Origin of the sequence: Streptomyces sp. NPDC003720 (assembly GCF_042875075.1) — a bacterium.
Lineage (GTDB): Bacteria > Actinomycetota > Actinomycetes > Streptomycetales > Streptomycetaceae > Streptomyces.
In genome coordinates, this window is sequence record NZ_JBIANZ010000015.1 from 156,838 (window position 1) to 182,576 (window position 25,739).

24 protein-coding genes and 1 riboswitch are annotated in these 25,739 nt (G+C 71.5%); of the genes, 13 read left to right on the top strand and 11 right to left on the bottom strand.

Translation table 11 applies throughout. The annotated features are described in order from the left end of the window. Nucleotides 1-35: 35 nt before the first annotated feature. Nucleotides 36-941: a pyridoxal-phosphate dependent enzyme gene (locus ACFYU0_RS33175; RefSeq protein ID WP_351662663.1), complete on the top strand. Its 906-nt coding sequence runs from the start codon at nt 36-38 to the stop codon at nt 939-941. A 24-nt stretch (nt 942-965) separates the two neighbouring features. Here the strand turns inward: ACFYU0_RS33175 and ACFYU0_RS33180 are convergent, their stop codons facing one another. Beyond that, nucleotides 966-2,561, bottom strand: coding sequence for a Na+/H+ antiporter (locus ACFYU0_RS33180; RefSeq protein WP_389306025.1), 1,596 nt, complete (start codon nt 2,559-2,561; stop codon nt 966-968). A gap of 62 nt (nt 2,562-2,623) precedes the next feature. Here ACFYU0_RS33180 and ACFYU0_RS33185 point away from each other — a divergent pair, with 62 nt between their 5' ends. The 3 genes from ACFYU0_RS33185 (at nt 2,624) to ACFYU0_RS33195 (ending at nt 4,652) form a co-directional block, all read left to right on the top strand. After that, nucleotides 2,624-2,884 carry a UBP-type zinc finger domain-containing protein gene (locus ACFYU0_RS33185; RefSeq protein WP_250403376.1) on the top strand — a complete coding sequence of 87 codons (261 nt, stop codon included), beginning with the start codon at nt 2,624-2,626 and terminating at the stop codon, nt 2,882-2,884. Nucleotides 2,885-3,147: 263 nt separating this feature from the next. Beyond that, complete coding sequence (locus ACFYU0_RS33190) at nt 3,148-3,561, top strand: anti-sigma regulatory factor (RefSeq protein WP_004925829.1); 414 nt, start codon at nt 3,148-3,150, stop codon at nt 3,559-3,561. Continuing rightward, nucleotides 3,558-4,652, top strand: coding sequence for an RNA polymerase sigma factor SigF (locus ACFYU0_RS33195; protein ID WP_351662657.1), 1,095 nt, complete (start codon nt 3,558-3,560; stop codon nt 4,650-4,652). The genes ACFYU0_RS33190 and ACFYU0_RS33195 overlap by 4 nt, the downstream gene beginning before the upstream one ends. Before the next feature lie 50 nt (nt 4,653-4,702). On the opposite strand, the gene ACFYU0_RS33200 is transcribed toward ACFYU0_RS33195, so the two are convergent. Further along, nucleotides 4,703-5,155, bottom strand: coding sequence for a hypothetical protein (locus ACFYU0_RS33200; protein ID WP_389306027.1), 453 nt, complete (start codon nt 5,153-5,155; stop codon nt 4,703-4,705). 158 nt (nt 5,156-5,313) lie between these two features. On the opposite strand from ACFYU0_RS33200, the gene ACFYU0_RS33205 reads away from it, so the two are divergent. Together ACFYU0_RS33205 and ACFYU0_RS33210 are read left to right on the top strand one after the other, a co-directional pair. Beyond that, nucleotides 5,314-6,282 (top strand): diacylglycerol/lipid kinase family protein, encoded by a 969-nt coding sequence (locus ACFYU0_RS33205; protein ID WP_389306029.1) that lies wholly within the window; start codon nt 5,314-5,316, stop codon nt 6,280-6,282. A 320-nt stretch (nt 6,283-6,602) separates the two neighbouring features. Continuing rightward, nucleotides 6,603-6,860 carry a WhiB family transcriptional regulator gene (locus ACFYU0_RS33210; protein ID WP_006142322.1) on the top strand — a complete coding sequence of 86 codons (258 nt, stop codon included), beginning with the start codon at nt 6,603-6,605 and terminating at the stop codon, nt 6,858-6,860. A 164-nt stretch (nt 6,861-7,024) separates the two neighbouring features. On the opposite strand, the gene ACFYU0_RS33215 is transcribed toward ACFYU0_RS33210, so the two are convergent. Together ACFYU0_RS33215 and ACFYU0_RS33220 are read right to left on the bottom strand one after the other, a co-directional pair. Then, nucleotides 7,025-8,491: a PAS domain-containing sensor histidine kinase gene (locus ACFYU0_RS33215; protein WP_351663005.1), complete on the bottom strand. Its 1,467-nt coding sequence runs from the start codon at nt 8,489-8,491 to the stop codon at nt 7,025-7,027. Nucleotides 8,492-8,834: 343 nt separating this feature from the next. Continuing rightward, nucleotides 8,835-9,464, bottom strand: a complete 630-nt coding sequence (locus ACFYU0_RS33220) for a TetR/AcrR family transcriptional regulator (protein WP_389306031.1) — start codon at nt 9,462-9,464, stop codon at nt 8,835-8,837. 190 nt (nt 9,465-9,654) lie between these two features. On the opposite strand from ACFYU0_RS33220, the gene nagB reads away from it, so the two are divergent. From nagB to ACFYU0_RS33250, 6 genes are all read left to right on the top strand, one after another. Next, nucleotides 9,655-10,440 (top strand): glucosamine-6-phosphate deaminase, encoded by a 786-nt coding sequence (gene nagB / locus ACFYU0_RS33225; protein WP_351662646.1) that lies wholly within the window; start codon nt 9,655-9,657, stop codon nt 10,438-10,440. 201 nt (nt 10,441-10,641) lie between these two features. Continuing rightward, a complete protein-coding gene (locus ACFYU0_RS33230) occupies nt 10,642-11,406 on the top strand; it encodes a GntR family transcriptional regulator (RefSeq protein WP_351662643.1) in 765 nt (254 codons plus the stop codon). 135 nt (nt 11,407-11,541) lie between these two features. Further along, nucleotides 11,542-11,805, top strand: coding sequence for a DUF3311 domain-containing protein (locus ACFYU0_RS33235; protein WP_351662640.1), 264 nt, complete (start codon nt 11,542-11,544; stop codon nt 11,803-11,805). Then, complete coding sequence (gene mctP / locus ACFYU0_RS33240) at nt 11,802-13,430, top strand: monocarboxylate uptake permease MctP (RefSeq protein ID WP_351662638.1); 1,629 nt, start codon at nt 11,802-11,804, stop codon at nt 13,428-13,430. The genes ACFYU0_RS33235 and mctP overlap by 4 nt, the downstream gene beginning before the upstream one ends. Before the next feature lie 111 nt (nt 13,431-13,541). Beyond that, nucleotides 13,542-13,701, top strand: a riboswitch (cobalamin riboswitch). A gap of 123 nt (nt 13,702-13,824) precedes the next feature. Then, nucleotides 13,825-16,209, top strand: a complete 2,385-nt coding sequence (locus tag ACFYU0_RS33245; protein WP_351662635.1) for a ribonucleoside-diphosphate reductase subunit alpha — start codon at nt 13,825-13,827, stop codon at nt 16,207-16,209. Continuing rightward, nucleotides 16,209-17,222, top strand: coding sequence for a ribonucleotide-diphosphate reductase subunit beta (locus tag ACFYU0_RS33250; RefSeq protein WP_351662632.1), 1,014 nt, complete (start codon nt 16,209-16,211; stop codon nt 17,220-17,222). The genes ACFYU0_RS33245 and ACFYU0_RS33250 overlap by 1 nt, the downstream gene beginning before the upstream one ends. Here ACFYU0_RS33250 and ACFYU0_RS33255 read toward each other — a convergent pair. After that, on the bottom strand, nt 17,135-17,389 hold the full coding sequence (locus ACFYU0_RS33255) for a hypothetical protein (RefSeq protein ID WP_351662629.1): 255 nt from the start codon (nt 17,387-17,389) through the stop codon (nt 17,135-17,137). The genes ACFYU0_RS33250 and ACFYU0_RS33255 overlap by 88 nt on opposite strands. 92 nt (nt 17,390-17,481) lie before the next feature. Between ACFYU0_RS33255 and ACFYU0_RS33260 the strand changes: the two genes are divergently transcribed. Then, nucleotides 17,482-18,447: a helix-turn-helix domain-containing protein gene (locus tag ACFYU0_RS33260; RefSeq protein ID WP_389306036.1), complete on the top strand. Its 966-nt coding sequence runs from the start codon at nt 17,482-17,484 to the stop codon at nt 18,445-18,447. 28 nt (nt 18,448-18,475) lie between these two features. Here the strand turns inward: ACFYU0_RS33260 and ACFYU0_RS33265 are convergent, their stop codons facing one another. From ACFYU0_RS33265 to ACFYU0_RS33290, 6 genes are all read right to left on the bottom strand, one after another. Then, a complete protein-coding gene (locus tag ACFYU0_RS33265; RefSeq protein WP_351662624.1) occupies nt 18,476-19,855 on the bottom strand; it encodes a cytochrome P450 in 1,380 nt (459 codons plus the stop codon). Beyond that, nucleotides 19,852-20,937: an epi-isozizaene synthase gene (gene cyc1, locus ACFYU0_RS33270; protein WP_351662621.1), complete on the bottom strand. Its 1,086-nt coding sequence runs from the start codon at nt 20,935-20,937 to the stop codon at nt 19,852-19,854. Before cyc1 ends, ACFYU0_RS33265 begins: the two co-directional genes overlap by 4 nt. 259 nt (nt 20,938-21,196) lie before the next feature. Further along, nucleotides 21,197-21,847: a peptide deformylase gene (gene def, locus ACFYU0_RS33275; protein ID WP_351662619.1), complete on the bottom strand. Its 651-nt coding sequence runs from the start codon at nt 21,845-21,847 to the stop codon at nt 21,197-21,199. A gap of 107 nt (nt 21,848-21,954) precedes the next feature. After that, the gene (locus tag ACFYU0_RS33280) at nt 21,955-22,935 is read right to left on the bottom strand and encodes a hypothetical protein (protein WP_351662616.1); all 981 of its coding nucleotides are present in this window, start codon (nt 22,933-22,935) and stop codon (nt 21,955-21,957) included. Nucleotides 22,936-23,035: 100 nt separating this feature from the next. Then, nucleotides 23,036-24,277, bottom strand: coding sequence for an HD domain-containing protein (locus tag ACFYU0_RS33285; protein ID WP_351662613.1), 1,242 nt, complete (start codon nt 24,275-24,277; stop codon nt 23,036-23,038). Next, a complete protein-coding gene (locus tag ACFYU0_RS33290; protein WP_389306040.1) occupies nt 24,274-25,620 on the bottom strand; it encodes an HD-GYP domain-containing protein in 1,347 nt (448 codons plus the stop codon). Before ACFYU0_RS33290 ends, ACFYU0_RS33285 begins: the two co-directional genes overlap by 4 nt. Nucleotides 25,621-25,739 lie beyond the last annotated feature (119 nt).

Consider the following 25,739-nt stretch of genomic DNA (forward strand, 5'->3'; position numbering starts at 1 on the left):
CGCGACCGCGCCCGCCGCCGGGCGACGATGAGGGCGTGACCAGCGCCGACCCGCACACCGACCCGCTCGCCCCGCGCCTGCCCTCACCCCTGGAGGAGGCGCGGGACGACCGGTTCGGCCGGCGCGGCCTGCGCCTGCTGCTCAAGCGGGACGACCTGGTCCACCCGGAGCTGATCGGCAACAAGTGGCGCAAGCTGGCTCCCAACATCGAGGCGGCCGGGGGCCGGGCGCTGGTCACCTTCGGCGGGGCCTACTCCAGCCATCTGCGCGCGACGGCGGCGGCGGGCCGGCTGCTGGGGCTGGCGACCACCGGCGTGGTCCGGGGCCAGGAGCTGGCCGGCCGGCCGCTCAACCCGTCGCTGGCCCGGTGCGCGGCCGACGGGATGCGGCTGCACTTCGTCGACAGATCGACATACCGTCACAAGCACGAGCCGGAGACCCGGGCCGCGATCCTGCGCGCAGCCGGCGCCGAACACGCGTACGTCGTCCCCGAGGGGGGCAGCAACGCCGCGGCCGTGCGCGGCTGCCGGGCCCTGGGCGAGGAACTGGCCGGGCACGCGGAGGTCGTCGCGGTGGCCTGCGGCACCGGCGGGACGCTCGCCGGACTCGCCGCCGGGCTGCCCGCCGGCAGCCGGGCGCTCGGCATACCGGTGCTGAAGGGCGGCTTCCTCGCCGCCGACGTCCAGGCGCTCCAGGAAGCCGCCTTCGGCGCCCGCAGCGGGAGCTGGTCCCTGGACGACCGCTTCCACTTCGGCGGCTACGCCCGCACGACGCCCGCGCTCGACGCCTTCGCACAGGACTTCGAGCAGCGGCATTCGCTGCCCGTGGAGCGGCTGTATGTCGCCAAGATGCTGTACGGGCTCGTCTCCCTGGCCGAGGAGGGCGCCTTCGCGCGCGGGACGACGGTCACGGCGGTCGTCACCGGCCGGCCGTTCCCGTAGCCCGGCGCGATCCGGGCGGCCTCGTTAGGCGGCCTCCCGGTAGGCGGCCGCCTCCTCCAGGTCGAGCCGGCGCAGCAGCGCGCGCAGCATCTCGTCGTCGATGTAGCGGTGGTCGCGGAGCCGCACGAACACCTCGCGCTCGGCGCTGATCATGTCGCGGGACAGCCGGCGGTAGGTGTCGTCGACGGACTCGCCGGTGACCGGGTTGACCTGGCCGAGCCGCTCCCAGACGGCGTTGCGGCGCCGCTCCAGCACCGAGCGCAGGCGGTCGGCGAGCGGCGGCGGCAGGGCGTTGCGCTCGTCCGCGAGGAGTTCCTCGAGGCGGCTCTCCGCGGCCCGGGAGGCCTGCGCCTGGGCGTTGGCCTCGGCCAGCGTCTCGGCCCGCCGGTCGCGGCTGGGGAACTTCAGCAGGCGGATCAGCGGCGGCAGGGTCACCCCCTGCAGGACCAGAGTGCCGATGACGGTGGTGAAGGTCAGGAAGAGGATCAGGTTGCGCTGCGGGAAGGGATGGCCGCCGTGCACGGTCAGCGGGATGGAGAAGGCGATGGCGAGGGAGACCACTCCGCGCATCCCGGCCCACGAGGTGACCATCGCCCCCCGCCAGGTCGGGTTCTCCTCCCGGGTCCTGATCCGCTCCGACAGCATCCGGGGCACGAAGGCCGCCGGGTAGACCCAGATGAACCGGGCCAGCACGACGACCACGAAGACCACGACCGCGTACCAGGCGGCCGTGACGCCCTCGTACTCGCCGAGGCCCCTGAGGACGACCGGGAGCTGGAGGCCGATCAGGGCGAACACGGCGGACTCCAGGATGAAGGCGACCATCTTCCACACCGCGTCCTCCTGGAGCCGGGTGGCGAAGTCGACCTCCCACGCGCGGTGCCCGAGGTAGAGGGCGACGACCACGACCGCGAGGACGCCGGAGGCGTGCACCTGCTCGGCGACGCTGTAGGCGACGAACGGGATGAGCAGGGACAGCGTGTTCTGCAGCAGCGGCTCCTTCAGGTGCGTGCGCAGCCAGTGCAGCGGCGCCATGAGCAGCAGGCCGACGCCGACACCGCCGACGGACGCGATCAGGAACTCCTCGATGCCGCCCGCCCAGGTGGCGCCCTCACCGATGGCGGCGGCCAGCGCCACCTTGTAGGCGGTGATCGCGGTGGCGTCGTTCAGCAGCGACTCCCCCTGCAGGATCGTGGTGATCCGGGACGGCAGCCCGACCCGGCGGGCGACCGCCGTGGCGGCGACCGCGTCGGGCGGCGCCACCACCGCGCCCAGCACCAGGGCGGCGGGCAGCGGCATCCCTGGGATGACCAGGTAGGCGGCCCAGCCGACGACGACGGTCGCGAACAGCACGTACCCCACCGACAGCAGCGCCACCGGCCTGAGCTGGGCGCGCAGGTCGAGGTAGGAGCTGTCGCTCGCCGAGGTGTACAGCAGCGGGGGCAGCACGAGCGGCAGGACCACCTCGGGGTCGAGCCGGTAGTCCGGCACGCCGGGGATGTAGGAGACCGCCAGGCCGACCGCCACCAGCAGCAGGGGCGCCGGCAGCGGCGTACGCCGGGCCGCCCCCGCGACCGCGGCACTCCCCGCCACCAGCAGGAGCAGCGGCATCACGTCCATGGTCCTCGCCCACCCTCGTTTTTCCGCGCGGCCGACCGCGCGCCCGTCGTAACCTGGCAATCATGAAACAGTGCACGCACTCCGACGCGCTGCCGCACCCCCAGCCCGAGCCGCTGAGCGAGACGTGCCCGGAGTGTCTCGCGCAGGGCACGCATCCGGTGCAGCTGCGGCTCTGTCTGACCTGTGGCCACATCGGCTGCTGCGACTCCTCGCCGGGACGGCACGCCACGGGGCACCACACGGAGACCGGTCACCCGGTGATGCGGACCTTCGAGCCGGGCGAGGACTGGCGCTGGTGCTTCGTCGACCACGTACTCGTGTGACACTTCAGTGAGCGGCCGCCGCCGACGCGGTTCGGGCGTGTGACGCCGGGGTACGTCAACCCGGCGCGCGCTCTTCCCATTTGGGCTCGCAGACCCTCTAGACACGGAGCGTATTCGCAGCTTTACTGTGAGTGACGCCAGGGGGTTGGGGCCCCGGGGACAGAAACGTTCGGAGCGCGATAGCGTCACCGCGGAACCACGTACGCGTTACCCCGGGGGGCGACCCTCGGCCCCGTGAAGCTTGTACCACCATGGAGGTGAGGGTGTCCCAGATCGCAGGCGAGCCCGCGACCCAGGACTTCGTGGAAGTCCGGCTGCCGGCTGCGGGTGCCTACCTGTCGGTGCTGCGGACGGCCACGGCCGGTCTGGCGGCCCGCTTGGACTTCACCCTGGACGAGATCGAGGATCTGCGCATCGCCGTGGACGAGGCCTGCGCGATCCTGCTGCAGCAGGCCGTGCCCGGCTCCGTGCTCAGCTGTGTCTTCCGGCTCGTCGACGACTCGCTGGAGGTCACGGTGTCGGCGCCGACCACCGACGGCCACGCCCCCTCGCGGGACACCTTCGCCTGGACGGTGCTCTCGGCGCTGGCGGGGAAGGTCTCGTCCGCCGTCGACGAGGACAAGACCGTGTCGATCAGCCTCTACAAACAGCGCGGCGCGGGCCCCGGGCCGGCGTGAGGAACGGGGACGGGCCGGTGCGGGACGAAGAGCGCGGCACACGGGAGCTGCCGGCGGAGGGCCGAGGCCCCACGGACGGCGCCCGGCGCATGGCGGACGGCGTCGACGGCATCCCCGAGCAGGCCAGGCCGCACCCGGAGGACGACTCCGCGGAGGCCGCCGGCGACGGTGCCGTGCAGAGCGCGCCTCCCGGGGCGCGCGGCGGATCCGGGTCCGCCGCCCGCGCGGGGGCGGGGGCTCGGGGAAGGGCTACGGGCGGGACGATGAGCGAGCACGAGCGAAACGCGGAGGACGACGCGGTGGGCGCCGAGGCCGTGCACGCCACCCGTCGCGATCCCCAGGACCGCAGCGGGGCGCGTGCCATGTTCCTCGAGCTGCGCGGGCTGAACGCGGGCAGCGCGGAGTACGCGGAACTGCGCAACCAGCTCGTCCGTATGCACCTGCCGCTCGTCGAGCACCTCGCCCGCCGCTTCCGCAACCGGGGCGAGCCGCTGGACGACCTCACCCAGGTCGCCACGATCGGCCTGATCAAGTCCGTCGACCGCTTCGACCCGGAGCGCGGCGTGGAGTTCTCCACGTACGCCACCCCGACCGTCGTGGGCGAGATCAAGCGGCACTTCCGCGACAAGGGCTGGGCGGTCCGGGTGCCGCGCCGGCTGCAGGAGCTGCGCCTGGCGCTGACGACGGCCACCGCAGAGCTGTCCCAGCTGCACGGCCGCTCGCCCACCGTCCACGAGCTGGCCGAGAAGCTGGCCATCTCCGAGGAGGAGGTCCTGGAAGGCCTGGAGTCCGCCAACGCGTACTCCACGCTGTCCCTGGACGTCCCCGACACCGACGACGAGTCCCCCGCGGTGGCCGACACGCTCGGCGCCGAGGACGAGGCGCTGGAGGGCGTCGAGTACCGGGAGTCCCTCAAGCCCCTGCTGGAGGACCTGCCGCCCCGCGAGAAGCGGATCCTGCTGCTGCGTTTCTTCGGGAACATGACCCAGTCGCAGATCGCGCAGGAGGTCGGCATCTCCCAGATGCACGTCTCCCGGCTGCTGGCCCGCACCCTGGCCCAGCTGCGGGAGAAGCTGCTGGTCGAGGAGTGACCGGGTCCGCCTGATCCGGGCGCCGCGAGTGACCGGACCGAGCGGGCCGCCTACTCGGCCCGGCCCGGGCCCCTGATCCCGAGCGCCCGGGTCGTCGCGGGGCTCACGAGGAGCACCAGGGCGGCGACCGCCACGACGGCGAGCGCGATGCCGCCCGGGATGGCCATGCTGTCGGCCTGGAGCAGGTTGTAGGCCACCGGCAGGGCCATGAGCTGGGTGATCACCGCCGGTCCGCGGCTCCAGCCGCGCCGCAGCAGCAGGCCGCGCGCGGCGAGCAGCGGCAGCAGCGCCAGTACGAGCAGGGTGATCCCGCCGGTCACCGCCTGCTGCCGGTCGTCCGGGGCGCCGGTGAGCGCGAGGACCAGGATCCACACGCCGCCGATCACGAGGGCGGCCCCCTCCAGCGCGGTCAGCGCGGCCGCGCAGGTCAGGCGGCGCGGGCGCGGCCCGGCGCCCGCGGGGGCTTCGGCGGTGTCCGGGGCGGAGTTCTGCTCACTGCTCACCCCTGAAGGGTATCCGCCGGCCACCCACGGCAGCCGGGGAGGTGCCGGGCGCGGGCCGCCGGTCCGAGGGCCCGCGTGGGCAGGCTCACGTCCCCTCCTCTTACCGGATCCCTACCTCGGTCTGGGCCGGGTACCCCCCAGTAGGTACGCTGCAGTCCATGCGTGCACTTCTCGTGGTCAATCCGGCGGCAACCACCACAAGCGCACGCAGGCGTGATGTGCTGATCCACGCGCTGGCGAGCGAGATGAAGCTCGAGGCGGTCACCACCGAGTACCGCGGCCACGCCCGCGACCTGGGCCGGCAGGCCGCGCAGAGCTCGGACATCGACATGGTCGTGGCCCTCGGCGGCGACGGCACCGTCAACGAGGTGGTCAACGGCCTGCTGCACGCGGGCCCCGACCCGGACCGGCTGCCCGGTCTCGCCGTGGTGCCGGGCGGCTCCACCAATGTCTTCGCCCGTGCGCTGGGTCTGCCCAACGATCCGGTCGAGGCCACCGGCGCTCTGCTGGACGCCCTGCGCGAGAACAGCCAGCGGGTCGTCGGCCTGGGCCTGACCTCGGGTACGCCCGGCACCGAGGACGAGTCGGTGCCGGCCCGCTGGTTCACCTTCAACTCCGGTCTCGGGTTCGACGCGGGTGTGGTGGGCCGGGTGGAGCAGCAGCGCGAGCGCGGGAAGAAGTCGACGCACGCGCTGTACGTCCGCCAGGTGATGCGCCAGTTCCTCGGCGAGCAGCACCGCCGGCACGGCACGATCACGCTCGAACGGGCCGGTGCGGATCCGGTCACCGATCTCGTGGTCGCCATAGCCTCGAACACGTCCCCGTGGACGTATCTCGGCAATCGCCCGATGTACACGTCACCTAAGGCCTCGTTCGACACGGGCCTCGACGTACTGGGTCTCAGCCGTCTGTCCACGGCCGCGGTTGCCCGGTATGGCACCCAGTTGCTCACTTCGTCCCCCGAGCGGGGACCCCATGGGAAGCATGCCGTCTCACTGCACGACCTGGACCGGTTCACCTTGCATTCGAAGGTGCCGCTGCCCCTTCAGATGGACGGTGACCACCTGGGGCTGCGTACGAGCGTGACGTTCACAGGCGTACGCCGCGCACTGCGTGTGATTGTGTGAGCGGAAGAGGCGAAAGTCCTTTCACTCGAACGTTTAGGCCAGGATCCACCCCATGGAAGTACGGCTGTGACCCAGTCGACACCGAGGAATCAAAAAAAACTTTCCGGAAGGGGTTGTATCCGCCGCTGAGGTTTGCGAGTCTCTACGTGGCGATCGGGACGGCCCGCAGGAACGGCCTCCACTGATCACCGGAACCCCTCTACAAACCAAGGACCACGCCGGGGAAGACTCGGCGGTCGGCCCTTCACTTGTTGAGGGATTCGTGAAAGCGTTCACATTCACAAGCAACGTGCATGTAATACCAAGGAGAGGTAGCAGCCATGGACTGGCGTCACAACGCCGTTTGCCGCGAGGAAGACCCCGAGCTCTTCTTCCCCATCGGCAACACCGGTCCTGCGCTGCTGCAGATCGAGGAAGCCAAGGCCGTCTGCCGTCGCTGCCCCGTTATGGATCAGTGTCTGCAGTGGGCGCTCGAGTCCGGTCAGGACTCCGGCGTCTGGGGTGGTCTCAGCGAGGACGAGCGCCGCGCCATGAAGCGCCGCGCCGCCCGCAACCGGGCTCGTCAGGCCTCCGCCTGACATCCCCACCCCGATGACAGCCTGAGCTTGGCGGCGCGTACACCGCGTACGCATCTCCCGCCCCCGAGCCGCAGCGCGCAGTACCCCCGATGCGCATAGCTTCGAGCTTCAGCCCCGGATCACCAAGTGGTCCGGGGCTCAATGCTGTTCGGGGACGAGCGGGCTCACTTCTGCGCGCGCACCGGGATGTCGAGGATCACCCGGGTCCCCCGCTCCGGCGCCGGGACCATGTCGAAGGTTCCGCCCAACTCGCCCTCCACCAGCGTCCGTACGATCTGCAGGCCGAGGTTGCCCGAGCGGTGCGGGTCGAAGCCCTCGGGCAGGCCGACGCCGTCGTCCTGGACGGTGACCAGCAGGCGGGCCTCCTTGGAGGTGCCGCCGCGGACCGCGGAGACCTCGACGGTGCCGGTGTCGCCCTCGCGGAAGCCGTGCTCCAGGGCGTTCTGCAGCACCTCGGTGAGCACCATCGACAGCGGGGTGGCGACCTCGGCGTCGAGTATGCCGAAGCGCCCGCTGCGCCGGCCGGTCACCTTGCCCGGTGAGATCTCGGCGACCATCGCGAGCACCCGGTCGGCGATGTCGTCGAACTCCACGCGCTCGTCCAGGTTCTGGGAGAGCGTCTCGTGCACGATCGCGATCGAGCCGACCCGGCGGACGGCCTCCTCCAGCGCCTCCCGGCCGCGCTCGGACTCGATGCGCCGGGCCTGCAGCCTGAGCAGGGCCGCGACGGTCTGCAGGTTGTTCTTCACCCGGTGGTGGATCTCCCGGATGGTCGCGTCCTTGGTAATCAACTCGCGCTCGCGGCGGCGCAGTTCGGTGACGTCCCGGCACAGCACCAGCGAACCGATGCGGGTGCCCTTGGGCTTGAGCGGGATGGCCCGGAACTGGATGACCCCGTCGTGGGCCTCGATCTCGAACTCACGCGGCGCCCAGCCGCTCGCCACCTTGGCGAGCGCCTCGTCCACCGGCCCCCGGGTGGGCGCGAGTTCGGCGGTGGTCCGGCCCAGGTGGTGACCGACCAGGTCGGCGGCGAGGCCGAGCCGGTGGTAGGCGGACAGGGCGTTGGGCGAGGCGTACTGGACGGTGCCGTCCGCGTCCAGCCGGATCAGTCCGTCGCCGACCCGCGGCGAGGCGTCCATGTCGACCTGCTGGTCCGGGAAGGGGAAGGAGCCGGCCGCGATCATCTGCGCGAGGTCCGAGGCGCTCTGGAGATAGGTCAGCTCCAGCCGGCTCGGGGTGCGGACGGTGAGCAGGTTGGTGTTGCGGGCGATGACGCCGAGGACGCGGCCGGCCCGCCGCACCGGAATGGACTCGACCCGGACGGGGACCTCCTCGCGCCACTCCGGGTCGCCCTCGCGCACGATCCGGCCCTCGTCCAGCGCCGCGTCCAGCATGGGCCGCCGGCCGCGCGGGACGAGGTGGCCGACCATGTCGTCCTGGTACGAGGTCGGGCCGGTGTTGGGGCGCATCTGGGCGACCGAGACGTACCGGGTGCCGTCACTGGTCGGGACCCACAGCACCAGGTCGGCGAAGGAGAGGTCGGAGAGCAGCTGCCACTCCGAGACCAGCAGGTGGAGCCACTCGAGGTCGGAGTCGTCGAGGGCCGTGTGCTGGCGTACGAGTTCGTTCATGGAGGGCACGATGCGAGCGTACCCGGGGCCGCACGGGTGACCGAAAAACACCCGCGGGCCGCGGCGCCTGGAAGGGACCCTCAACCCTTCCGGCACCGCAGCCCGGAGCATCATCGGCCGCGGGGTGTGCGGTCCCGGCCGGCCGAAGGCCGAGGAGCCGGGGCAGTCAGGGCAGAGAGCACCGGGTCCTCGGTCCGCCCTCCTGTGCGGGGAGGGCGGAAGCTGTTCAGTTTTCCGGGGGAATCCCCCCAGGCATTGTGGACTAGACCACGAGCGCGTGTCCATGAGCGCGAGAGCATGCGTCCAGACGGCACGCGATGCCACGCAGCCTAGCCCGACCGGCTCAGCCGCGGGGCCAGATAACCATGGCAATTTCGGCGAGCGCCCGGAGCTGCGCCTGGCTCGCGCCGTCCCGGGCCTGCTGGGACATGCCGTGGAGCACCGCGGTCGTATGCCGGGCGAGGGCCGCGGCGTCGGTGCCGGCGGGCAGCAGGCCGGCCGCCACGTCGCCCAGGACGCGGGACTCCAGGGCCGCAAGGGACGCGCCGCGCCGGTCCCGCAGCAGCCCCTCGACCTCGGGGCTCGTGCAGTTGGTGGCCGCGTGCGCGACCAGACAGCCGTAAGGGTGCTCGGGGTCGGCGTAGCGGGCGGCGGCCTCGCGCAGGATGCGCTCGACGGCGGCCCGGGCGGTGGGCTCCTCGGCGAGGGCCCGGTCGGCGAAGGCGCCATGGGTGCCGGCGTAGACCTCGACGACCTCCTCGAACAGGGTCCGCTTGTCGCCGAAGGCCGCGTAGAGGCTCGGGGCGCCGATGCCCATGACCCGGGTGAGATCGGAGACCGACGTCGCCTCGTAGCCGTTCCGCCAGAAGGCGGTCAGCGCCTTCTCCAGGGCGGTCGTCCGGTCGAAGGAGCGCGGGCGCCCCCGTGATCTCGACGGCCTGGCCTGCGCGTTCGTCTCCTGACCCGTCACCATGGAGTGCATTCTATAGCGATCCCTAGAGAAAGGTCCGTGCCGCGTAGTACAGTTTTAATGTAGCGATCGCTAGAAAACAAGACGTGCGGCTCGCACCCCTCTGCCCGCGACCGCGCATTCTGTTAGATTGGTCTAAACCACATGGCACGTTTCCCAGACTTCAAGCCCTCTTGAGAACGGCAGGCCCAGCGTGGAAGTTGTCATCGTCCCGGACGCCGCGGCGGGCGGCGAGCTGATCGCCGAGTCCATGGCCGAGCTGCTGCGACGCAAGCCCGACGCGCTGCTCGGTGTGGCCACCGGTTCCACTCCGCTGCCCGTCTACCAGGCACTGGCGCTCAAGTGGCGCTCCGGTGCGGTGGACACCTCCGGGGCGCGCATAGCCCAGCTCGACGAGTACGTGGGGCTGCCCGCCGACCACCCCGAGTCCTACCGCTCGGTGCTGCGCCGGGAGGTGCTGGAACCGCTCGGCATCGGGATGGAGGCCTTCATCGGGCCGGACGGCACCGCCGAGGACGTCCAGGCGGCCTGCGAGGCCTACGACCGCGCGCTCGCCGAGGCGGGCGGCGTGGACCTGCAGCTCCTCGGCATCGGGACGGACGGGCACATCGGGTTCAACGAGCCGTGCTCCTCGCTCGCCTCGCGCACCCGGATCAAGACGCTGACCGAGCAGACCCGGATCGACAACGCGCGCTTCTTCGACGGCGACATCGCGCAGGTGCCGCACCACGTGATCACCCAGGGCATCGGCACCATCCTGGAGGCCCGCCACCTGGTGCTGCTGGCCACCGGCGAGGGCAAGGCGGACGCGGTCGCCGCCACCGTCGAGGGACCGGTCGCGGCCGTCTGCCCGGCCTCGGCGCTCCAGCTCCACCCGCACGCCACGGTGGTCGTCGACGAGGCCGCCGCGTCCAAGCTCAAGCTGGCCGACTACTTCCGCCACACCTACGCCCACAAGCCGGACTGGCAGGGCATATAGGGAGCGTCCGGCCCACCCGCCCCGGCGTGCCCCAGGCCTGCCGCCGGGGCCGCTGGACTAGACCAGCAGGGGGTGCGCCGGTATACAGAGGAGATCACGGAGCGTGCGGGTGGAGCCCGACACACGAAGCCGTGCCACGATGTGAGCCGTGGCCGACGGTCGGTCGGTCGCTTTCGGCACCCGGAGCCGGGAAGGCAGAGCATGAGCACCGACGTCAGCAGTGCGGAGCACGAGGCCGGCACGACCGTCCGTACCGCGCGCGTGCCCAAGTACTACCGCTTGAAGAAGCACCTGCTCGACATGACGGAGACGCAGGCGCCGGGCACGCCCGTCCCGCCGGAGCGCACGCTGGCGGCCGAGTTCGACACCTCCCGCACGACCGTCCGGCAGGCCCTGCAGGAGCTCGTCGTCGAGGGCCGGCTGGAGCGCATCCAGGGCAAGGGCACCTTCGTCGCCAAGCCGAAGGTGTCCCAGGCGCTGCAACTGACCTCCTACACCGAGGACATGCGCGCCCAGGGCCTGGAGCCCACCTCCCAGCTGCTGGACATCGGGTACGTCACCGCCGACGACCGGCTCGCCGAGCTCCTCGACATAACGGCGGGCGGCCGGGTACTGCGCATCGAGCGGCTGCGCATGGCCAACGCCGAGCCCATGGCCATCGAGACCACCCATCTGTCGGCCAAGCGCTTCCCCGCGCTGCGGCGGTCGCTGGTGAAGTACACGTCCCTGTACACCGCGCTCGCCGAGGTCTACGACGTCCACCTCGCCGAGGCCGAGGAGACCATCGAGACCTCCCTGGCCACGCCGCGCGAGGCGGGTCTGCTCGGCACCGACGTGGGCCTGCCGATGCTGATGCTCTCCCGCCACTCGCTGGACCGCGGCGGCCAGCCGGTGGAGTGGGTGCGGTCCGTCTACCGGGGCGACCGGTACAAGTTCGTCGCCCGTCTGAAGCGCCCCCAGGACTGACCGGCGAAGAACCTTCACGCTCCGCACGCGAAATCGATATGCCGATATGCGGACGAGGTCTTCCGCTGCCGTGACGGCGTCACCTAGATTGCCTGCGCATTACACAGGTGATCAGCGAGGGGACGGAGCCGTGGCATGTCCGAAACGCAAGAAGTGAGACCACCGGTGGTGACGCCGGTCCGGGTGATCATCGGGCTGTGTCTCGTCGCGCCCTTCGTGGCGATGCTGTGGGTCGGCTCGTACTCCAAGACGGACCCCGCCTTCATCGGGATCCCGTTCTTCTACTGGTACCAGATGCTGTGGGTGCTGCTCTCCACCGCGCTCACGATGCTGGCGTACCAGCTGTGGCAGCGTGACCAGCGCGCCCGCGGCGCCCGGAGCGGGGGTGCGGCGAAGTGAAGGACGGCGTCAACGGCGTCGCACTCGGCGTCTTCATCTTCTTCTTCCTGGCCGTCACGGTCGTGGGCTTCATGGCCGCACGCTGGCGCAGGGCCGACAACGAGCACTCCCTGGACGAATGGGGCCTGGGCGGACGGTCGTTCGGCACCTGGATCACCTGGTTCCTGCTCGGCGGCGACCTGTACACGGCGTACACCTTCGTCGCCGTGCCGGCGGCGATCTACGCGGCGGGCGCGGCCGGCTTCTTCGCCGTCCCGTACACGATCCTCGTCTACCCGCTCATCTTCACGTTCCTGCCCCGCCTGTGGTCGGTCTCGCACCGCCACGGCTACGTCACCACCTCGGACTTCGTGCGCGGCCGGTTCGGCTCCAAGGGCCTGTCGCTGGCCGTGGCGGTCACCGGCATCCTCGCGACGATGCCGTACATCGCGCTCCAGCTCGTGGGCATCCAGGCGGTGCTGGACGTGATGGGCGTCGGCGGCGGCGAGAACACCAACTGGTTCGTGAAGGACCTGCCGCTGCTCATCGCCTTCGGCGTGCTGGCCGCGTACACCTACTCGTCCGGTCTGCGCGCCCCCGCGCTGATCGCGTTCGTGAAGGACGCGCTGATCTACATCGTCATCGCGGTGGCGATCATCTACATCCCGATCAAGCTGGGCGGGTTCGACGACGTCTTCGCCAAGGCGGGTGACGCCTTCAGCCAGGTGAACCCGGCCACCGGCAAGCCGCGCGGCGCGCTCGCACCGCCGGAGGCGGGCCAGTGGACGTACGCCACCCTGGCGCTCGGCTCCGCGCTCGCCCTGTTCATGTACCCGCACTCGATCACCGCGACCCTGTCCTCCAAGAGCCGTGAGGTGATCCGCCGCAACACCACGATCCTGCCGCTGTACTCGCTGATGCTCGGCCTGCTGGCCCTGCTCGGCTTCATGGCGATCGCGGCCGGGGTGAAGGTCACCAACGGCCAGCTGGCGATCCCGCAGCTCTTCGAGAACATGTTCCCGGACTGGTTCGCGGGCGTGGCCTTCGCGGCGATCGGCATCGGCGCGCTGGTGCCCGCGGCCATCATGTCCATCGCGGCGGCGAACCTGTTCACCCGCAACATCTACAAGGACTTCATCAAGCCGGACGCCACGCCGAAGGAGGAGACCCGGGTCTCCAAGATCGTGTCGCTGCTGGTGAAGGTGGGCGCGCTGGTCTTCGTCCTGACGATGGACAAGACGGTCGCCATCAACTTCCAGCTGCTGGGCGGCATCTGGATCCTGCAGACCTTCCCGGCCCTGGTCGGCGGCCTGTTCACCCGCTGGTTCCACCGCTGGGCGCTGCTCGCCGGCTGGGCGGTCGGCATGGTGTACGGCACGCTCGCCGCGTACGGGGTGGCCTCGCCGACCCAGAAGCACTTCGGCGGCTCCGCGAAGGAGATCCCGGGCATCGGGGAGATCGGCTACATCGGCCTCACCGCGTTCGTGCTGAATGTCGTGGTCACCGTGGTGCTCACCTTCGTCCTGAAGGCCGTGAAGGCCCCGGAGGGCCTCGACGAGACCCGGCCGGAGGACTACACGGCGGACGCGGGCGACCCCGGCGTCGAGGTGGAGCTCCCGCCCGCCACCGCGGGAAGCGCCCACTAGCGCGACCGGTCACGGACCACCCGCAGCGGGCCGCCGAGGGCACCTCCCCCGGCGGCCCGCTGTCGTGCGAGTTGACACTGCGGAGCCGTCGCAACACGCAACAGGCACAACATGTGGGGGTGACACGACGGCCCGGCACTAGATGTATGCTCATGCTCGCTGTCGCCGCAGGGGAATCCGGTGCGAATCCGGAACTGTCCCGCAACGGTGTACTCGCGTGTCTCCGCACGCCTGTTCAGTCCGAGGACCTGCCGGCAGCACGCGCCCGGCCGTCCGGTCCGGGTGCTCATCGACGTCCGGGCCTCGTGGAATGGGCCGGGGACGCGACGCCGTGCGCGCTCGCGCTGCCCCCTGCCCTCCGCAAGGCCCCGTGCCGAGCGAGGGAGAGCCCCACGTGACCATCGCGCCAGCCGACCCGGCTTCAGCCACCCCGGCGAGCGGAGCCCCGGTGGAGACCGACGGTCCCGGTGCCGCACTGCTGCGGACCCTGACCGAGCTGACCGCCGACCTCCCCGACGCCGACCCCGGCCGGGTCGCCGCCGCCGCGCTGCGCGGCCGGTCCGCCCGGGCCGACGAGGCGGAGTTGCGCGAGCTGGCCACGGAGGCGGCCGCCGGACTGATCTCCGAGGACCCCGCCTACTCCCGGCTGGCCGCCCGGCTGCTGACCGTCTCCATCCGCGCCGAGGCCGCCTCGCAGGGCGTCACGTCCTTCACCGGGTCGGTCGCCGTCGGCCATCGTGAGGGTCTCGTCGCCGACCGCACCGCGGAGTTCGTGCGGCTGCACGCCGAACGGCTCGACGCGCTGGTCGACCCGGCGGCCGACGACCGCTTCGGGTACTTCGGCCTGCGCACGCTGCACAGCCGCTACCTGCTCCGCCACCCCATCACCCGCCGGGTGATCGAGACGCCGCAGCACTTCATGCTGCGCGTCGCCGCCGGCCTGGCCGAGGACGACACCGCCCGCTCCGTGGACGAGGTCGCCGCGCTGTACGGCCTGATGAGCCGGCTCGACTACCTGCCCTCCTCCCCCACCCTCTTCAACTCCGGCACCCGGCATCCGCAGATGTCGTCCTGCTACCTCCTCGACTCCCCGCTGGACGAGCTGGACTCCATCTACGACCGGTACCACCAGGTCGCCCGCCTCTCCAAGCACGCCGGCGGCATCGGCCTGTCCTACTCCCGCATCCGCGGCCGCGGTTCGCTGATCCGGGGCACCAACGGGCACTCCAACGGGATCGTGCCTTTCCTGAAGACGCTGGACGCCTCGGTGGCCGCGGTGAACCAGGGCGGCCGGCGCAAGGGGGCCGCCGCGGTGTACCTGGAGACCTGGCACTCCGACATCGAGGAGTTCCTGGAGCTGCGGGACAACACCGGTGAGGACGCCCGCCGTACGCACAACCTGAACCTCGCGCACTGGATCCCGGACGAGTTCATGCGCCGGGTCGACGCCGACGAGCGGTGGTCGCTGTTCTCCCCGGCGGACGTGCCGGAGCTGGTCGACCTGTGGGGCGAGGAGTTCGACGCCGCGTACCGCAGGGCGGAGGCCGCCGGGCTCGCGAGGAAGACGATGCCCGCCCGGGACCTGTACGGCCGCATGATGCGCACCCTCGCGCAGACCGGCAACGGCTGGATGACCTTCAAGGACGCCGCCAACCGCACCGCCAACCAGACGGCGACCGCGGGCCACGTCGTGCACTCCTCCAACCTGTGCACCGAGATCCTCGAGGTCACCGACGACGGCGAGACCGCGGTGTGCAACCTGGGGTCGGTCAACCTCGGCGCCTTCGTGGACACGGCGGCCGGCGACCTCGACTGGGAGCGGCTCGACGAGACCGTCCGCACGGCCGTCACCTTCCTCGACCGCGTGGTCGACATCAACTTCTACCCGACCGAGCAGGCGGGCCGGTCGAACGCCAACTGGCGTCCGGTGGGCCTGGGCGCGATGGGCCTGCAGGACGTCTTCTTCAAGCTGCGGCTGCCCTTCGACTCCGCCGAGGCCAGGGCGCTGTCCACGCGGATCGCCGAGCGGATCATGCTCGCCGCGTACGAGGCATCCGCGGACCTCGCCGAGCGCAACGGCCCGCTGCCGGCCTGGCGGAAGACCCGCACCGCCCAGGGCGTGCTGCACCCCGACCACTACGGCGTCGAGTTCACCTGGCCGGAGCGCTGGGCGGCGCTGCGGGCGCGGATCGCCGAGGTGGGGATGCGCAACTCGCTGCTCCTGGCCATCGCGCCCACGGCCACCATCGCGTCCATCGCGGGCGTGTACGAGTGCATCGAGCCGCAGGTGTCCAACCTGTTCAAGCGCGAGACGCTCTCGGGCGAGTTCCTCCAGGTGAACTCCTACCTGGTGGACGAGCTCAAGCGGCTCGGCGTGTGGGACGCCCAGACCCGTGAGGCGCTGCGCGAGTCCAACGGCTCGGTGCAGGGCTTCACCTGGGTGCCGCAGGACGTCCGCGACCTGTACCGCACGGCGTGGGAGATCCCGCAGCGCGGCCTCATCGACATGGCGGCCGCCCGCACCCCGTTCCTCGACCAGGCGCAGTCGCTGAACCTCTTCCTGGAGACGCCGACCATCGGCAAGCTCTCCTCGATGTACGCGTACGCCTGGAAGTCCGGGCTGAAGACGACGTACTACCTGCGCTCGCGCCCGGCGACGAGGATCGCCCGCGCCGCCCGGGCGCAGACCCGAGCCACCGTCCCCGTGCAGCAGATCGCCGACCCCGACGCGGTCGCCTGCTCCCTTGAGAACCCCGAGTCCTGCGAGGCCTGCCAGTGATGACCAGCGAAGCCAAGAACCTGCTCGACCCGGGCTTCGAGCTGACTCTCCGCCCGATGCGCTACCCCGACTTCTACGAGCGCTACCGGGACGCCATCAAGAACACCTGGACCGTCGAGGAGGTCGACCTCCACTCGGACGTCGCCGACCTCGCGAAGCTGACGCCGGCCGAGCAGCATCTGATCGGCCGTCTGGTCGCCTTCTTCGCGACGGGCGACTCGATCGTCGCGAACAACCTGGTGCTGACCCTCTACAAGCACATCAACTCCCCCGAGGCCCGGCTCTACCTGAGCCGCCAGCTCTTCGAGGAGGCCGTGCACGTCCAGTTCTACCTGACGCTGCTGGACACCTATCTGCCCGATCCGGACGACCGGGCGGCGGCGTTCGCGGCGGTGGAGAACATCCCCTCCATCCGGGAGAAGGCCGGGTTCTGCTTCAAGTGGATCAACGAGGTCGAGAAGCTGGACCGGCTGGAGTCCAGGGCCGACCGCCGCCGCTTCCTGCTGAACCTCATCTGCTTCGCCGCGTGCATCGAGGGTCTGTTCTTCTACGGCGCCTTCGCGTACGTCTACTGGTTCCGCAGCCGGGGTCTGCTGCACGGTCTGGCCACCGGCACCAACTGGGTGTTCCGGGACGAGACGATGCACATGTCGTTCGCCTTCGACGTGGTCGACACCGTCCGCAAGGAGGAGCCGGACCTGTTCGACGACGAGCTGCGCGGGCAGGTCACGGACATGCTGCGGGAGGCCGTCGAGGCCGAGCTGCAGTTCGCGCGCGACCTGTGCGGTGACGGCCTCCCGGGCATGAACACCGAGTCGATGCGGCAGTACCTGGAGTGCGTCGCCGACCAGCGCCTGACGCGCCTGGGCTTCGCCCCGGTGTACGGCTCGGAGAACCCCTTCTCCTTCATGGAGCTGCAGGGCGTTCAGGAACTGACGAACTTCTTCGAGCGCCGCCCGTCGGCGTACCAGGTGGCCGTGGAGGGCACGGTCGACCTGGACGAGGACTTCTGAGCCTCCTTCTCCCGGCTCACCACGCCCCGGGCCTCCTGAGCCTCCCTGAGCTGCCGGTCGACCCGCCTGTCGCGGGCGATGCCGAGCACGGACGGGAGGATCAGGAGGACCAGGATGCCGAGGGTGGCGAGCATTCCGATCAGGCCTTCGATCTGGTTTCCGGTCATGACACCACTGTCGCGCCGGATACACCTTACCGACAGTGGCAGTACTGCCGTACACCCTCGATTTACTGCCAGCTTCGGGGCACACTGGCAGCATGCTGAGGAACGTGGCGGCAGTGCTGCTGGACGGCGTGCACCCCTTCGAGCTGGGCGTGGTGTGCGAGGTGTTCGGCATCGACCGCAGTGACGAGGGACTGCCGGTGTACGACTTCGCGGTCGTCTCGGCGGAGGGCCCCGCCCTGAGCACCCATGTCGGCGGGCTCACCGTGTCGACGCCGTACGGTCTGGAGCGGCTGGAGGAGGCCGATCTGATCGCGGTGCCGGCCGGGAGCGACTACGTGACCCGGGACTATCCCCCCGCGCTGCTCGACGCCCTCGTGCGGGCCGTGGCGCGGGGCACCCGGGTGCTCAGCGTGTGCTCGGGCGTGTTCGTGCTCGGCGCCGCCGGACTGCTCGACGGGCGGCGGTGCAGTGTGCACTGGCGGCAGGCGCGGGAGCTGGCGCTGCGCAATCCCCGGGCGATCATCGAGCCGGACGTCCTCTACGTCGACGAGGACCCGGTGATCACCTCCGCCGGCACCGCGGCCGGCATCGACGCCTGTCTGCACCTCGTGCGCAAGGAGCAGGGCCCGGAGGTGGCCACGAAGATCGCCCGGCGCATGGTCGTGCCGCCGCACCGGGACGGCGGTCAGGCGCAGTACATCGAGCGGCCGCTGCCCGAGACCCCGTGCGACACGGTCGGCGAGGTGCTGGTGTGGATGGAGGGGCACCTCGGCGAGGAGGTGACCGTCGAACAGCTCGCCGCCCGCGCCCACATGGCGCCGCGCACCTTCGCCCGCCGCTTCCAGCAGGAGACGGGGACCACCCCCTACCGCTGGCTGCTGCGCCAGCGGGTGCTGCTGGCACAGGAGTTGCTGGAGGGCACGGACGAGACCATGGACGCCATCGCCTCCCGCACCGGCTTCGGTACGGCGGCGGCGCTGCGCCACCAGTTCGTCCGCGCCCTCGGCACGACCCCCAACGCCTACCGGCGCGCGTTCCGCGGCCCCGAGGCCGCCTGAGCGCGCCGGCAGCGGCGGCCTGGGCGGCCTACCAGGGCACCGGCTTCAGCAGCAGCTTCTGCGGCCGGAGCGTGATGCCCACCCGGGTGGTGTCGTCCGACCCGCCGGCCTGCTCGAAGCGGTACTTCGCCGAGAGCGCCGCGGTGATCAGGGTGAGCTGGGCCATGGAGAAGTGGTCGCTGGGGCACTTGCGGTTGCCGACGCTGAAGGGGCTCATCGCGTACTTCGGCACCTCCTTGGCCCGCTCCGGCAGCCAGCGGTCGGGGTCGAAACCGAGGTGGTCACCGTAGGAGCGGGCGTCGCGCTGGATGGCGTAGGGGCTGTAGACGATGTCCGCGCCCTCCGGAATGCGATAACCGCCGAGCGTGGTGTCGGTGGTCGCGCGCCGCGTCAGAATCCATACGGCGGGACGCAGCCGCATGGCCTCCACGACGACATTGTTGGTGTGCGTGAGGCGGCGGACGTGCTCGAATCCGACGGGCCGGCCGCCGGTCACGGATTCGACCTCCGCGCGCACCTTCCGCGCGTGTTCCGGGTGTTCCGCGAGCACCTGGAGCAGCCACATGATCGTGGAGGCGACTGTTTCGCTGCCCGGGGTGACTATCGCCACCACCTGGTCGTGGATCTCCTGTTCCCCGATGGGCTCGCCATTGTCGTCCTTCGCCTCCAGCAATGCCGTCAGCAAATCGTCCGGCTTTTGACCAGATGCCCTCCGCTCGGCGACGATCTCGTCGACCAGGAGATGCAAATCGGCCAGCGCCCGGTTGAATTCACGGTTGGCCGGGAACGGCAGCCGGTACAGCGGTCCGAGCGGCACGACCATCCTGCGGTACATACCGCGGAAGACGGTGGCGAGGTCGGCGCTCAGCCGCTCGGCGCGCTCGTCCATGTACTCGCCGCGCAGCAGGCAGCGGGCCGCTATGCGCACCGCGACCCGGAAGGACTCCGAGGTGCAGTCGACCGTCTCGCCGGGCCGCCAGCGCTCGGTCAGCGCGTGCGCCTCCTCCTCCATGACCGGCCCGTACGCGGGGACCGCGTCGAGCCGGAACGCGGGCTGGATGGTGCGCCGCTGGCGGCGGTGCCGCGGGCCGTTGGCGGTGGCCACGCCCTCCTTGCCGAGCAGGCCCTCCAGGGACTCCCACAGGGGTCCGTCGATCCGGTAGTCGGTGCTGAGCGCGAGCGCGCCGGTGAGTTCGGGAGTGGTGACGGCGTAGACCGTCTTGGGGCCGAGTTTCAGGCGCACCACGTCACCGTGCGCGCGCAGCCCGGACATGAAGGCGAGCGGGTCGCGGACCAGTTTCAGGCCGTGGCCGAGGAACGGGACGGCGCCGCCGGCCAGGGGCGCCTCGCGCGGTTCGGCCGCGGGGCCCGTCCGGGCCGTCTGGGGCTTCACGGACTCGACGGTCATTGGTCACCTGCCGCTTCGTTGTTGACGTACGGGGGTGTGGACCGGTCCTCCCAGCTGTCGACCATGTACCGGCCCGACTCGTGGTGGAACCAGTAGACGGAGCTGAACCAGTTCCGCATATTGCCGACACAGGCGCGGACGGCGGTGCCGAGTTCCTTTCCCGACACCGTGCCGTCGTCGGCGAGTTCGTCGGCGAACCGCAGCGCCTCACGTTCGGCGACGACGAATTCACCGATGCATTCCTCGACACGCCGCCTGATTTCCTCGACCGCTTCCTCGATGGTCAGCCCCTGGTGTGCGACGAGACTGATTCCGAGATTGTGCACCTCGTCGCCCGCGATTTCCTTGGGCAGCGAGCAGAGGTCGTTGTACCAGGCGGCGAATTCCTGGCTCAGCAACGCCGGACGGCGATAGACCGGGTTTTTCCGCACGGCGTCCGGGAGTTCACGTCCGGCGCTGGGTTCCAGCAGGTCCGTCCATATCCAGTGGGCGAAGGTGAGCCGCCGCAGGGCGAGGTACTCCTCGACCTGCGGGACGTGACCCCGGGTGCGGTTGTGGAACTCGCGGTCGTAGGCGTCGATCACCGTGTGGAAGTGCCGGGCGAACCGCTGGTTCCAGGTGTGCGGCAGGAACGAGAACAGCCGCAGCACGCTGTCCGCGAGCCCCGCGACCACCGGATCGGGATGGTCCAGGTACTGCCGGGGCGCGTCCAGGGCCGCGTGCAGCCGGCGGCGCAGGCGGCGCCAGTCGGCGGCCCGGCCGTGGATGATGTCGCGGTCGTGGCGGTCGTCCCAGACGAAGAACCAGGCACTGTAGTCGGCGATGGCCTGCAGGACCTCGTCGGGGGCGTCGGTGTAGTACCCCGCCATGAGGTCGGTGTAGCACAGGCCGTCGGCATATTCCCGCACCTTGTCCGCCGGCATGAGCCGCTTTTCGAGCAGCCACTGCCGGGTCTTCTCCTGGAGCTTCGGCCAATACGGGTGGAGTTGTCGTGGAAAGGAGTCCTCGATCACCGGAAGTGCGAGAGACGGCGGTACCGCCACCGAGGTCGCCGATGTGGTGCCGTGTGAGAAAGCGTGCACGAACTGTCCCCTCTCAGCCGCCAGGCGCGCACAGCCCTCCTTGTCGTGCCGGGCGTGCGCCGTTGCGTATCCCCGCACTTACCATTCAGCACCACAACTGACCGCCGTGGGAACGGATTTGCTCCAATCACCACCCCTGGTTGCCGGGATTCGTCTGGCGAACAAATGAACGACGCCCGTCCGGGGGCCGGTCCCGGACGGGCGTCGTGACGGACGTCGTCGCTGCTCTGCGCGGTGGCCGGGGTTCCGGCCGGGCGGCTCAGTCGTTGGCGACCACGGGGTAGCGTGGCTCGTTCTCGGCCATCTGCCGCAGCGCGTCCTTGCGGTCACGCTTGGACAGGCGGTCGATGTAGAGGTAGCCGTAGAGGTGGTCGGTCTCGTGCTGCAAACAGCGCGCGAAGTAGCCGGTGCCGCGGACCTTGATCGGGTTGCCCTTCTCGTCCTGGCCGGTCACCTCGGCGTAGTCGGGGCGCGGGAGCGGCGCGTAGGCCGTCGGGACGGACAGGCAGCCCTCGTTGCTGTCGTCCAGCCTGCGCCGGTCGGCGGGCAGGTCGACCAGCTTCGGGTTGCAGACCACGCCGACGTGCCGGACGCCCTCGTCGTCCGGGCAGTCGTACACGAAGACCTTCAGGTCGACGCCGATCTGGTTGGCGGCCAGGCCCACGCCCTCGGCGGTGCGCTGGCTGGCGAACATGTCGGCGACCAGCTGGTCCAGCTCCGCGCCGAACTCGGTGACGTCCTTGCACTCCTTGTGCAGCACCGGGTTGCCGACGACCGTGATCGGCCGCGAGGTGCCGCGCTCGCGCCAGGTCCCCTCGCGCTCCTCGCAGTCCCCCGTGTCGACGACGTAGCCCTCGTCGTCGACGGGGAGCACGCCCGCGTGCTGCTGATCGGTGTCCTGCTGCGCCATGACCGACGTATGCCTTCCTGCAAGCCTTGAATTCTCGGGGTACAGCCTAGGCCCTCCCGTCCGGGCCGGGCCGGGCTCGCGGGGCCGGTGCGGCCGGTCGCCGGCGGTCAGCAGACCTCTTCGAGATCGCGCCAGTCCCTGGAGTCCGGACTGTCCGCGACCCATCCGTCGAGCAGGCCCCGGACGAGCGAGGCCGGCGCGGCGACGCCGCACTCCCGCTCCGGCACCCAGAGCTGCCCGTCGGTACGGTGTCCGAGCGGTCCGGGGTGACCGGGTTCACTGTGGTCGTGGGGGTCGAGGTGCTCGCCGTCGCCCTCGTCGGAGGGCATCTGCGACTCCGAGCACATCCGGCACAGCAGCCGCACCGAGGACGACCAGTCCTCCGCGGCGAACCCGGCGTCCGCCGCGAGCTGTTCCAGGGCGTCCCGGTCGGCCTCCGTGGCCGCCTCCAGCAGCACCACCCAGGTGGGCACGGGCGAGGGCGCCCACAGCTCGATCTCGTCGAACACCGGGAAGGAGTGCCCGGCGGACGTGGTGCGCTCGCCGTGCGGGACCCCGTCGTGCAGCACGACCTCGCCCCAGCGCCGCCCGGACGAGGGCAGCGGAATGGACAGCACCTCGATCCGCGCCGGGTCCAGCCTGCGGCCCCACACCACCTCGGCCTCGCCCTCCGGGGAGAGCCGTACGGCCGCGCTGCCCAGCTCCATGCCGAGCGGCTCGCCCGCGGCGGCGACGCCGCCGGGCACCCGCAGCCCGTAGGCCTGCCAGGCGCGCCGGGCCAGCGGCCAGTCCTGCAGGGCGGTCGCGGCGATGCCGACGTTCCACCAGTCCGGGGCGCCGTTCTCCCGGTCCAGCAGCGCGACGGCCCGCAGACCGGCGGCGCGGGCCTGCTCCCAGTCGTGCCGGAACTTGTGCAGCAGGGCGAGGTTGAACCAGGACTCCGCGAGCCAGGGTTCCAGGTCGGCGGCGCGTGTCAGCAGCTCGCCCGCGTCCTCGTACCGGCCGTCGCCGATGAGCGTGAACGCCCGGTCGGTGGCCTGCCGCCAGGAGGCGGAGGGCCGGTGTCGTCCCTTTCCGAAGATCCTCACGATTCCCGCCTGCCAGTTCCATTTCCGCACAGTGGGCTGGCTTGTGCCCCCGGACACCCTCTCCCTCGCATCCAACCACGTACGGCCTCAAAGGCGCTCATTACCCATGGGTTACCCCGTCACGCGCAGGGTCAGACAGCGCCTGGGAGAGTACCCGGGCGAGGGATTCGACAACCTCGGGAGCGTAGTCCCCGGCGGTGGCCAGGCGCAGCTCCTCCAGGGCCAGCAGCGGGCCCTCGGGTCCGGCGTCGCGGGCCTTCTCCTCGTAGGCGTTCACGGCCCGGACGATCCGCGCGGCCAGCGGCTGCTCCGGGTACGGGTCGGCCTGCCGCTCCACGACCGTGGCGACCGCCGCGTCCACCCCGGTCTGCCGTACGACGGCGCCGCCGAGCAGGGCGATGCGCCGCTGCTCCTCGCCGGGCAGCGTGGCGGTGGCCCCGGCCGGGACCGGGTCGACCAGGCTGAGCTGGCCGATGTCGTGCATCAGCGCCGCGTACTCGAGCACGGTCAGCTCGGGGCGGGACAGGCCCAGGTCGCGGCCGACGGCCCGGCTGAGCGCGGCGACGCGGCGGGCGTGCCCGGCGGGGGTGCAGCCGGCCACCTCGGTGGCCCGCGCGAGGGAGGCGATGGTCTGCCGGTAGGTGGCCCGGACGGCGGCGTACCGGCGGACCGAGAGCTGGGTGAGCAGCAGCGGCAGGCAGAAAACGGGCAGCGCCCACAGTCCGGCGACGGCGACCGCGAGCGCCATCACCGCGCCGGTCGCGCACACGGCGGAGCCGATGCCGAGCAGTCCGCGCAGTTCGTCGCGGAGCAGCGGCCCGAAGCGCCAGCGGGTGCGGGAGTGGGCGAGGGCGGCGGCGAGGACGGCGTCGCACAGGGCGGTGAGGACGAGCAGCGCCACGAGCAGCAGGGCGTAGGCGGGACCGTCCCAGCTCCGGAAGGCGCCGCTGTGGAAGAGGGGTTGGAAGCAGACGGCGGCGAATCCGGTGGTGAGGACGCGGCGGGCGAGGTGGTCGAGGGTGGGGGTGCGGCCGCACCAGATGTGCGGGACACCGCCGAGCAGGGAGGCGGCGAGGACGACGGTGACGACCTGTGCGGCGCTGTGCCCGGTGGGGTGCCCGGCGTCGGGCCCGAGCAGGGCGTACGACAGCGACCCGGCGGTGCCCAGCGGCGCGGTGCGGCGCGCTCCGGCGCCGGACCACCGGGTCAGCTCGCCGACGGCTATGAGCAGGCCGAAGGCGAGCGCGACGCCCGGGTCGGCGATGCCGGTCCACAGGGTGCGGGCGAGGCAGACGGCGGCGGCGACGGCGGCGCAGGCGTGGATGAGCCGCAGTGCGGTCACCGGTGCGCCCCGCTGCGGCGGCCGGCGGCCGGCTGCTGGGCCGGGACCGTGCGCGGGGCGTCGTCGGCGGTGACGGCCGGGTGCCAGCCGTGCCGGCTCAGGGCCCGGACGAGCGCCGTGACCATGCGCGGGTCGAAGTGGCTGCCCGCGCAGCGCTCCAGCTCCTCGACCGCCGCGGCCACCGGGCGGGCCCTGCTGTAGGACCGGGTGGAGGTCATCGCGTCGAAGGCGTCGGCGACGGCGACCACGCGGGCGCACTCGGGGATCTGACCGCCCGCCAGCCCGTACGGGTAGCCGCTGCCGTCGAGCCGTTCGTGGTGGTGCAGGATCGCCGCGCGGGCCTCGCCGAGGAAGGAGATCCCGCGGACCATCTCGTGGCCGTACTCCGGGTGCAGCTCGATGATCCGCCGCTCCTCGGGGGTCAGCGGGCCGTCCTTGCGCAGCAGGCGGGTGGGGACGCCGAGTTTGCCGACGTCGTGCAGGATGCCGGCGAAGCGCAGCACCTCCACGCGTTCGTCGTCCAGGCCGAGTTCGCGAGCGATCAGCACCGAGGCCCGGCCGACCCGCTCGCTGTGGCCGCGGGTGTAGCCGTCCTTGATGTCGACGGCCTGCACCAGGGCGCGGATGGTGGCCTGGTGGGCGGCGCGCTCCCGGTGGTACTGGGCGAAGACCCAGCAGGAGACGCACATCGGCAGCAGCACGAGCAGCGCGGAGACCGGACCGTACCGGCTGCGCCACAGCACGGCCATCATCAGCCCGGCGAGCCCGTGCACCGCGACCGGCGCCAGCGAACGGGACAGCAGCCCGCCCCAGGCCCGGCCCACCGGTGCCCTCCGCCACTGCCTCGAGGGCGTGGGCGGTACTCCCACGCCCGCGGCGAGGAGGCCTCCGTCGAGCGCGGTGAGCACCACGCAGAAGGCGAGCACGGCCGCCCCCGCGGACACGAGGGCGTAGGGGAAGGCGTGGGCCACGACGGCGTCCCGGCCGCCGAGCGCCCCGTGGACCCGGGCCGCGGCCCACACGGCGAGCGCCGGCTGCGCGGCCCGCCAGACGCGCCGGAGCAGCACCGGCCCGTGCTCGACGTGGGCGAGCAGGGCGGCCGGCAGCGGGACCAGCGCGGCGGCGGGCGGCGGCAGCAGGAAGGCGCCGGCGAGCAGCACGGGGTAGAACGTTCCGCCGAAGCGGCGCCGTACGACGTGGTCACAGGCCGCGTACAGCGCGGCGAGCAGGGCCAGCGCCCACCAGGGCGTGCGGGTGGCGTGCACGGGCAGGGCACAGAGCGCGGCGAGCAGGGCGACACAGGCCACGTAGCCTCGCGCTCTCGCCGGAACCGCCGCCTCCATCGCGCCCTCCCCCGACCGTGCCGGTGCAGGCTCGGAGCCTAGGGCGGGATTCGGGGGGTCCGGGGGCCCATGGCCCGAGGATTAGCACGTTCGGGTGACGGGGCCGGCCGGAGGGCGCG